The organism is Pseudomonas sp. GW821-FHT09A09 (genome assembly GCF_059418405.1).
On the sequence record NZ_JBWKPU010000005.1, the window covers coordinates 121,339 to 130,123 of the forward strand.

The 8,785-nt window shown below is 63.1% G+C and carries 10 protein-coding genes; 7 read left to right on the forward strand and 3 right to left on the reverse strand.

The genetic code is table 11. The annotated features are described in order from the left end of the window. The first annotated feature begins 107 nt into the window (after positions 1-107). The 4 genes from AC07OV_RS06085 to AC07OV_RS06100 all read left to right on the forward strand — a co-directional run bounded on the left by AC07OV_RS06085 (position 108) and on the right by AC07OV_RS06100 (position 4,917). Positions 108-2,861, forward strand: a complete 2,754-nt coding sequence (locus tag AC07OV_RS06085; RefSeq protein WP_495091795.1) for a response regulator — start codon at positions 108-110, stop codon at positions 2,859-2,861. 153 nt (positions 2,862-3,014) lie between these two features. Further along, a complete protein-coding gene (locus AC07OV_RS06090; RefSeq protein WP_494996883.1) occupies positions 3,015-4,004 on the forward strand; it encodes a 2-hydroxyacid dehydrogenase in 990 nt (329 codons plus the stop codon). 71 nt (positions 4,005-4,075) lie between these two features. Next, positions 4,076-4,516, forward strand: a complete 441-nt coding sequence (locus AC07OV_RS06095) for a hypothetical protein (protein WP_176995507.1) — start codon at positions 4,076-4,078, stop codon at positions 4,514-4,516. After that, complete coding sequence (locus tag AC07OV_RS06100; protein WP_176995506.1) at positions 4,513-4,917, forward strand: META domain-containing protein; 405 nt, start codon at positions 4,513-4,515, stop codon at positions 4,915-4,917. Before AC07OV_RS06095 ends, AC07OV_RS06100 begins: the two co-directional genes overlap by 4 nt. A gap of 133 nt (positions 4,918-5,050) precedes the next feature. Here AC07OV_RS06100 and AC07OV_RS06105 read toward each other — a convergent pair whose 3' ends face one another. Continuing rightward, the gene (locus AC07OV_RS06105; RefSeq protein WP_259174972.1) at positions 5,051-5,512 is read right to left on the reverse strand and encodes a TlpA disulfide reductase family protein; all 462 of its coding nucleotides are present in this window, start codon (positions 5,510-5,512) and stop codon (positions 5,051-5,053) included. 115 nt (positions 5,513-5,627) lie between these two features. On the opposite strand from AC07OV_RS06105, the gene arsC reads away from it, so the two are divergent. Genes arsC through AC07OV_RS06120 form a run of 3 tightly spaced genes read left to right on the forward strand, consistent with a single transcriptional unit; the run spans position 5,628 to position 6,992 of the window. After that, a complete protein-coding gene (gene arsC / locus AC07OV_RS06110; protein ID WP_176995504.1) occupies positions 5,628-5,981 on the forward strand; it encodes an arsenate reductase (glutaredoxin) in 354 nt (117 codons plus the stop codon). Next, positions 5,978-6,592, forward strand: coding sequence for an NAD(P)H:quinone oxidoreductase (wrbA, locus tag AC07OV_RS06115; protein ID WP_495091796.1), 615 nt, complete (start codon positions 5,978-5,980; stop codon positions 6,590-6,592). The genes arsC and wrbA overlap by 4 nt, the downstream gene beginning before the upstream one ends. Continuing rightward, on the forward strand, positions 6,576-6,992 hold the full coding sequence (locus AC07OV_RS06120) for a DUF2069 domain-containing protein (protein WP_176995502.1): 417 nt from the start codon (positions 6,576-6,578) through the stop codon (positions 6,990-6,992). Before wrbA ends, AC07OV_RS06120 begins: the two co-directional genes overlap by 17 nt. An 88-nt stretch (positions 6,993-7,080) precedes the next feature. On the opposite strand, the gene AC07OV_RS06125 is transcribed toward AC07OV_RS06120, so the two are convergent. Both AC07OV_RS06125 and ttcA read right to left on the reverse strand, forming a co-directional pair. Further along, positions 7,081-7,752 carry a DNA-3-methyladenine glycosylase I gene (locus AC07OV_RS06125; RefSeq protein WP_176995501.1) on the reverse strand — a complete coding sequence of 224 codons (672 nt, stop codon included), beginning with the start codon at positions 7,750-7,752 and terminating at the stop codon, positions 7,081-7,083. Positions 7,753-7,819: 67 nt separating this feature from the next. Further along, the gene (ttcA, locus tag AC07OV_RS06130; protein WP_176995500.1) at positions 7,820-8,644 is read right to left on the reverse strand and encodes a tRNA 2-thiocytidine(32) synthetase TtcA; all 825 of its coding nucleotides are present in this window, start codon (positions 8,642-8,644) and stop codon (positions 7,820-7,822) included. Positions 8,645-8,785: the final 141 nt, after the last annotated feature.

Here is an 8,785-nt window from a genome sequence, read left to right on the forward strand (position 1 = left end):
CAATAATTTGCGAGATTCCAGCCCGCGCAAATGGCTACACTGCGCAGGTGGTGCGGGCCGGATGCCTGCGCGGATAATCGAAAACACTGTGGTAGCAGGAGAGTGGCGTGCTAAGAAGAATGGGGATAAAAGGCCGCGTACTGTTGCTGACCTTATTACCGACCAGCCTGATGGCCCTGTTGTTGGGGGGCTATTTCACCTGGATGCAGCTTTCGGAGTTGCAGACCCAGTTGCTGCAGCGCGGTGAAATGATCGCCGAACAGTTGGCGCCGCTGGTGGCACCGGCCCTGAGTGCCCGCAACACCGACCTGCTGGAGCGCATCGCCACCCAATCCCTGGAACAGCCGGACGTACGCGCCGTATCGTTCCTCAGCCCCGACCGCTCGCCCCTGGCCCACGCGGGCCCGACCATGCTCAACCAGCCGCCCGTCGGCAACAGCTCGCACCTGTTGCAGCGCACCGGCAACGACGCCACGCGCTACCTGCTGCCAGTATTTGGCCGCCATCGAAACCTGGCGGGCGACTTGATTCCCGACGAAGCCGACCGTTTGCTGGGCTGGGTCGAAGTAGAACTGTCCCACAACGGTATGCTGCTGCGCGGCTATCGCAGCCTGTTCGCCAGCCTGCTGTTGATTGCCATCGGCTTGATCTGCACGGCCGCCCTGGCGCTGCGGATCAGCCGCACCATCAATTCGCCCATCGGCCAGATCAAGCAAGCCGTTGCACAGTTAAAGGACGGCAACCTGGAAACTCGCCTGCCACCGCTGGGCAGCCAGGAACTCGACCAACTGGCCTCGGGCATCAACCGCATGGCCGAAACCCTGCAAAATGCCCAGGAAGAACTACAGCACAGCATCGACCAGGCCACCGAAGACGTGCGCCAGAACCTGGAAACCATCGAAATCCAGAACATCGAGCTGGACCTGGCGCGCAAGGAGGCCCTGGAGGCCAGCCGCATCAAGTCAGAGTTCCTGGCCAACATGAGCCATGAGATCCGCACCCCGCTCAATGGCATCCTTGGTTTTACCCACCTGCTGCAAAAAAGCGAACTGTCGCCACGCCAGCTCGATTACCTGGGCACCATCGAAAAGTCCGCCGACAACCTGCTGGGCATCATCAATGAAATCCTCGATTTCTCGAAGATCGAAGCCGGCAAACTGGTGCTCGACAGCGTACCGTTCAACCTGCGCGACCTGCTGCAAGACACCCTGACCATCCTCGCCCCCGCCGCCCATGCCAAGCAGCTCGAACTGGTCAGCCTGGTGTACCGCGACACGCCGCTGGCGCTGGTGGGCGACCCGCTGCGACTCAAGCAGATCCTCACCAACCTGATCAGCAACGCGATCAAGTTCACCCGCGAAGGCACCATCGTTGCCCGGGCGATGATCGAAGACGAACAGGAAGACAGCGTACAGCTGCGCATCAGCGTGCAGGACACCGGCATCGGCCTGTCCAACCAGGACGTGCGCGCACTGTTCCAGGCGTTCAGCCAGGCCGACAACTCGCTGTCGCGCCAACCGGGCGGTACGGGCCTGGGGCTAGTCATTTCCAAGCGATTGATTGAGCAGATGGGCGGCGAAATCGGCGTGGACAGCACCCCGGGCGAAGGCTCGGAATTCTGGATCAGCCTGAGCCTGCCCAAGACCCGCGACGACGTTGACGACCTGCCCTCCACGCCGCTGCTCGGCCGGCGCGTGGCGGTGTTGGAAAACCACGAACTGGCGCGCCAGGCCTTGCAGCACCAACTGGAAGACTGCGGCCTGGAAGTCACCCCGTTCAACACCCTGGAAAGCCTGACCAATGGCATCACCAGCGCCCATCAAACCGAGCAGGCCATTGACCTGGCCGTGCTGGGCGTGACCGCCAATGACATCCCGCCCGAGCGCCTCAACCAGCATCTGTGGGACCTCGAACACTTGGGCTGCAAGGTGCTGGTGCTGTGCCCGACCACCGAGCAGATGCTGTTCAACCAGTCGGTGCCCAACCCCAACAGCCAATTGCAGGCCAAGCCGGCCTGTACGCGAAAGCTGCGCCGCGCCCTGGCCGACCTGATCAGCCCGCGCCCTGCGCGCAGCGAACCGGGCGAACCGCTGTCGAGCCGCGCACCGCGGGTATTGTGTGTGGACGACAACCCGGCCAACCTGCTGCTGGTGCAAACCTTGCTCGAAGACATGGGGGCCAAGGTCCAGGCGGTGGAAAGCGGTTACGCGGCCATCGACGCGGTCAAACAGGAAACCTTCGACTTGGTGCTGATGGACGTGCAGATGCCCGGCATGGACGGCCGCCAGAGCACCGAGGCGATTCGCCAGTGGGAGAGCGAACGCCATGGCACGCCGCTGCCGGTGGTGGCCCTCACCGCCCATGCCATGGCCAACGAAAAACGTGCCCTGCTGCAAAGCGGCATGGACGACTACCTGACCAAGCCCATCAGTGAGCGGCAATTGGCCCAGGTGGTGCTGAAGTGGACCGGCCTGGCCCTGCGCAACCAAGGGCCGGAGCGTTCGAACGACGGCTTGGGCCCTGGCCTGCAATTGCTGGTGCTCGACCACGAAGAAGGCCTGCGCCTGGCCGCCAACAAGTCCGACTTGGCCGCTGATATGCTCGCCATGCTGTTGGCCTCCCTGGAAGCCGACCGCCTGGCCATCACCGTTGCCCGTGAAGCCAACGACAACAATGCGCTGATCGAACGCGTCCACCGCCTGCACGGCGCCACCCGTTACTGCGGCGTGCCGCAACTGCGCGCCGCCTGCCAGCGTGCCGAAACCCTGCTCAAGCAGGACGACGCCAAGGCCATGGCAGCGCTGGACGAGTTGGACATGGCGATTGCCCGACTGGCCAGTGAGGCGCGGGTCAGCGCCTGACCCGCGCCTAATGGGATCTGCCTTAGGTGGGAGGGGGCTTGCCCCCGATGGCGGTGTATCAGTTAACGATGCTGCAACAGATACATCGCTATCGCGGGCAAGCCCGCTCCCACAGGGTTATGTGTTTATTGTGTGAGTGCAGGGAGCTTTTTAATGCGCGTGATTCTTTTCAGCAGCCAAACCTACGACCGCGACAGCTTTCTCGGCGAGCCATTGTCTGCTGGCGTTGAGCTGCAATTCCAGCCCGCCCGGCTCAACCTCGACACCGTGGCCCTGGCCGAAAAACACGAAGTGGTCTGCGCCTTCATCAACGATGACCTCAGTGCGCCGGTGCTGGAGCAGTTGGCCAAGGGCGGCACGCGCCTGATCGCCTTGCGTTCGGCCGGTTACAACCATGTCGACCTGGCCGTCGCCAAACGCCTGGGCCTGACCGTCGTGCGTGTACCCGCCTACTCGCCCCATGCGGTCGCCGAGCACGCCGTCGCGCTGATCCTGGCCCTCAACCGACGCCTGCACCGCGCCTATAACCGTACCCGCGACGGCGACTTCAGCCTGCACGGCCTGACCGGGTTCGACCTGGTCGGCAAGACCGTCGGCGTGGTCGGCACCGGGCAGATCGGCGCCACGTTTGCCAAAATCATGGCCGGTTTCGGCTGCCAGTTGCTTGCCTACGACCCCTTCCCCAATCCACAGGTCCAGGCCCTGGGCGCCCGCTATGTGAGCCTGCCCGAGCTGCTGGCCGAGGCGCAGATCATCAGCCTGCACTGCCCGCTGACCGCCGAGAGCAAACACTTGATCAATGCCAGCTCCCTGGCGCACATGCAGCCGGGCGCGATGCTGATCAACACCGGTCGTGGCGGCCTGGTGGACACTCCGGCGCTGATCGAAGCGCTGAAAGACGGCCAACTCGGCTACCTGGGGCTGGACGTGTACGAGGAAGAGGCGCAGCTGTTCTTCGAGGACCGCTCCGACCTGCCCCTGCAAGATGACGTACTGGCGCGCCTGCTGACCTTCCCCAACGTGATCATCACCGCCCACCAGGCGTTTCTCACCCGCGAGGCCCTGGCCGCCATCGCCGGCACCACACTGGCCAACATCAGCGCATGGGCCAATGGCCAGCCGCAGAACGTCGTGCACGGATGATCAGCGGTCACATACCAGGCTCATGATGGGCGGGCACCCGTGATAGGATGCCGCGCCTATTTGGAGGATCCATGGCCGAACACGATTTCCGCTTCAGCTTGCTGAGCCCGCAACACACCCTGATCGAATGCCGCGCCCTGGTGCCGGGCCGTTACCAAGTCACCGGCAACGGTGGCGCGATCAAGAACGGCGACGTTCTGATCGTCACCCTGCGCGGCAGTAAAACCCTGTCGATGCGCCTTACCGTCGAAGGTGACGCGCGCTACTCCATCCGCCCGGCGGGTCAATGGGTCGCCATGGCCCAGGGGCCGAAATTCGGCGAACTGGAAATTCACACCTGGAAGGTCAACTGCGACAGCTGCGACAGCGTGCTGGAGTTTGAATTCGCAGTGGAAACCAAGCTGACCAAAGAACCGCTGCAACCGGCGGCCAATGCACGCATCAAGGAATTGGGCTGGGCCAGCGAAGGCGACAAGCACCGCTGCCCGAAATGCCAGCAGGCCGCGCAATGAAAGGCCTGCTTCTGCTCGCCGCCCTCGGTGCAGGCCTTGCCGGCTGTGCCGGGGATGCGGTCAAGCTCAAGCAGGACCACAGCTACGTGGTGGAATGGATCGGTGAGCGGCCGCTGATGGACTACGCGCACCTGACCGTCACCCTGGGCGCCGATGGTCGCGCCTACGGCAACGGCGGCTGCAACCACTGGTTCGCGCCCTACACCGTCGATGGCGATAAGCTCAGCTTCGGCAAGATCGGCAGCACCCGCAAGCTCTGCGCCGAGGCCCTGATGGAGCAGGAACACCGCTTCTTCCAGGCCTTGCAAGGCGTACAGCGCTGGGACATTTCACCGATCGAGCAGACGCGTTTCTGGCCGGCCGATGGCCTGCCGATCCGCCTGTGGCTCGAAGAAGGCTGACCCAACCTCCGATTCGGCTGGCTTCTCTGTGGGAGCTGGCTTGCCTGCGATGACATCGCTGCGGCGCACCTGATACACCGCGCCGCCCGCATCGCAGGCAAGCCAGCTCCCACACCAGCCGGCTCCCCGCTGTTTATCCGCGCAGCGCCTTGAGCTTGGCCAGCACCCCTTCCGCCGTCTGCTCACCCATCAATTGCTCGCGCACCTTGCCCTTGTCATCGATGATGTAGGTCACCGGCAACGCCTCGCTGCGCGGGATATCGAAAATCTCTTCCGGGTTCTGCGCCAGCACGGTGAACTTGATCCCCAGCTTCTCGCTGGCGGCCTTGAGTTCTTCACCCTGCACATTGTCGAAGTTGACCCCGAACACCCCCACCTTCTGCGCTTTCAGTTGCTCGGCCAGGGCATTGAGCTCCGGGATTTCCGTGCGGCACGGGCCACACCATTCGGCCCAGTAGTTGACCACCACCCATTGCTTGTCCAGGCGCTCGGCCGCCACTTTCTGGCCATATTGGTCAACGCCGTAATCGTTACCGCAGCCGCTGAGCAGCAGGGTTGTGATGATCGCCAATGCACCGATCAGTCGCCTTGTCATGGGGTAATCCTTCGCAAAAATGAACGTTGGCTGCGACCTATCGCCTCTTACGGTTTAAGGACGGGGCGCAGCCCGGGTAGAATACCCGCCACCTTACGCAAGATGCGACCCGCACATGACCGATCTGACGCTTTATCACAACCCGCGCTGCTCGAAATCCCGCGGTGCGCTGGAACTGCTGGAAGCCCGTGGCCTCACCCCGACCGTGGTGCGCTACCTGGAAACCCCACTGGACGCGGCGCAGTTGAAGGCCCTGCTGGCCAAGCTCGGCCTCAGCGCCCGCCAACTGCTGCGCACCGGCGAAGACGAATACAAAACCCTCAACCTGGCCGACGCCAGCCTCAGCGAGGCGCAACTGATCGCCGCCATCGCCGAGCACCCCAAGTTGATGGAACGCCCGATCCTGGAAACCGCCGATAAAGCCATCATTGGCCGCCCGCCGGAAAACGTGCTGGAGATCCTGCCGTGACGACGCCGTATGTGCTGGTGTTGTATTACAGCCGCAATGGCTCGGTGAGCGAAATGGCCCGCCAGATTGCCCGGGGCATCGAGCAGGCCGGGCTGGAAGCGCGCCTGCGCACCGTGCCAGCGATTTCCGCCGAGTGCGAGGCCGTGGCCCCCAGCATTCCGGACGAAGGCGCGCTGTATGCCAGCCTGGATGACTTGAAAAACTGCTCGGGCTTGGCCCTGGGCAGCCCGACCCGCTTCGGCAACATGGCGGCGCCGCTCAAGTACTTCCTCGACGGCACCAGCAACCTGTGGCTCACCGGCGCCCTCGTCGGCAAGCCGGCCGGGGTGTTTACCTCCACCGCCAGCCTGCATGGCGGCCAGGAAACCACCTTGATGTCGATGCTGCTGCCGCTGCTGCACCACGGCATGCTGATCACCGGCCTGCCCTACAGCGAGCAAGCCCTGCTCGACACCCAGGGCGGCGGCACGCCGTATGGCGCCAGCCACCACTCGGGCCCGGACGGCAAACGCATGCTCGATCAGCACGAAATCACCCTGTGCCGCGCCCTGGGCCTGCGCCTGGCGAAAACCGCGATCCTGCTGGAGAACGGCCGTGGCCAGGAAGCCTAAGGTCCTGCCGGCCCAGGCGTGGCTGGAGCCACGGGTCAAAGTCGCTCGCGTACTGAGCCTGCTGGCGTTCCTGGGCCTGGTGGGGTTGTTATGCGTGTATTACCTGTTCATCGCCGACCTGCATGGTGCGCGGCCGTGGGTGATCCTAGTGATCGAACTGGTGCCGCTGCTGATCCTCGCGCCGGGGATGTTGCTCGGTAGCGCACGTGGGTATTCGTGGATGTGCTTTGTGGTGAATCTGTATTTCATCAAGGGTGCGCTGGCGGCTTATGACCCGAACCGGCAGTGGTTCGGGGTGCTGGAGATGTTGGCGAGCCTGGCGGTGTTTTGTACGGCGTTGTTGTATGTGCGGTGGCGGCATCAGCTCAATCGGCGGCTGGCTGAGGCTGTGGTGGCCTGAAGACCGCTATCGCCGGCAAGCCGGCTCCTACAGGGAAACGCACATTCCGTGTAGGAGCCGGCTTGCCGGCGATAGCCTCACCATGGCCTCAATGATTCACTGTGTAAGCCAGCATCATCGACAGCTGGCACATCGGCCGCCCACTCTCGGCATGCCACTGGTTGAACGCCCCCTGCACCGTCGCCAGATCCCGCAAGCTGGTCGGCACCTTGTCGATGATCTTCTGCGCGTTCAACGCCGCCACCACGTCATAACTGGGCACAAAGGTGTCCTTGCCCACCATGCGCAAGAAGCGTGGCGCCGACAACCCGCCCAACTGATGCCCGTGCTTGCTCAGGTACTTCCACAGCCCGACGATATCCGTCACCGGCCAGTCGGCGATAAAGGCACCGAAGCTGCCCTTCTCCTGCTGGATGTCGAGGATCATCTGCGCATTGCGCGGCACGCTCTTGAGCTTGCCCAGGTGGCGGATGATGCTGGTGTCCTGCATCAGTCGCTCCAAATGCTCGGCGCCCATCAGCACGACTTTTTCCGGGTCGAAGCCGAAAAACACTTTTTCGAACGCCGGCCACTTGGCATCCACCACGCTGTGCTTGAGCCCCGCGCGAAACACACGCAGCGCCAGTGTGGACAGGTAGCGGTCATCGCTGATCTTGCGCAGTTGCGCCGGGGTGTGGGGTACAGGCAGGTGGGCTTCCAGCTCGGCCGCCGAACCAAAACGGTTCAGACAATATTCGTGCAGCCACTTGTAATCGCGCATGCCCTCTCCTGGCAATGGAATTGAAAACGGCGCCCGCGAGCGCCGTGTGTCAGAGCATTGAAATCGCTCAGAGGTTCACAACATTGACGAAGCGCGATGCGGCCGTCTCGTCAATCTTCAAACTGGTGAAATCGAACAGGTTGCGGTCAGCCAACTGTGACGGCTGTACGTTCTGCAGGCTGCGGAAAATACTCTCGGTACGGCCCGGGGTCTTGCGTTCCCAGTCCACCAGCATCTCCTTGACCACCTGGCGCTGCAGGTTTTCCTGGGAACCGCACAGGTTGCACGGGATGATCGGGAACTGCTTGAGGTCGGAGTAGGCCTGGATGTCCTTCTCGTTGCAATACGCCAGCGGGCGAATCACCACGTTGCGCCCGTCATCGGCACGCAGCTTGGGCGGCATGGCCTTGAGGGAGCCGTTGAAGAACATATTGAGGAAGAAGGTCTCGACGATGTCGTCGCGGTGATGCCCCAGGGCCATCTTGGTTGCGCCGATTTCGTCGGCGAAGGTGTAGAGCGTGCCACGGCGCAGGCGCGAGCACAGCGAGCAGGTGGTCTTGCCTTCCGGGATCAGTTCCTTGACCACCGAATAGGTGTCTTTCTCGACGATGTGGTACTCCACGCCCAGCTCTTTGAGGTAGGCCGGCAGCACGTGCTCGGGAAAGCCGGGTTGTTTCTGGTCCATGTTGACGGCCACGATCTCGAACTTGATCGGTGCGACCTTCTGCAGGTGCAACAGCACGTCGAGCATGGTGTAGCTGTCTTTGCCGCCGGAGAGGCAGACCATGACCTTGTCGCCGTCCTCGATCATATTGAAATCGGCGACCGCTTCACCGGCCAGGCGACGCAGGCGTTTTTGCAGTTTGTTCTGGTTGACCGTAAGAGTGCCCATGGCGCTTGGATCCGCTAGAGGTGTGTGACGAAAAGCGCAGCATTTTACGCAAAAATACTTCAATGGGCGACGACGATCCAATGTGGGAGCTGGGGGGGGGGGGGGGGGGGGGGGGGGGGGGGGGGGGGGGGGGGGGGGGGG

Coding starts and splice junctions, on each gene's coding strand:
- AC07OV_RS06090 (WP_494996883.1), top strand. CDS start 3,015: ATGCGCGTGATTCTTTTCAGCAGCCAAACCTACGACCGCGACAGCTTT.
- AC07OV_RS06095 (WP_176995507.1), top strand. CDS start 4,076: ATGGCCGAACACGATTTCCGCTTCAGCTTGCTGAGCCCGCAACACACC.
- AC07OV_RS06100 (WP_176995506.1), top strand. CDS start 4,513: ATGAAAGGCCTGCTTCTGCTCGCCGCCCTCGGTGCAGGCCTTGCCGGC.
- AC07OV_RS06105 (WP_259174972.1), bottom strand. CDS start 5,512: ATGACAAGGCGACTGATCGGTGCATTGGCGATCATCACAACCCTGCTG.
- arsC (WP_176995504.1), top strand. CDS start 5,628: ATGACCGATCTGACGCTTTATCACAACCCGCGCTGCTCGAAATCCCGC.
- AC07OV_RS06125 (WP_176995501.1), bottom strand. CDS start 7,752: ATGCGCGATTACAAGTGGCTGCACGAATATTGTCTGAACCGTTTTGGT.
- ttcA (WP_176995500.1), bottom strand. CDS start 8,644: ATGGGCACTCTTACGGTCAACCAGAACAAACTGCAAAAACGCCTGCGT.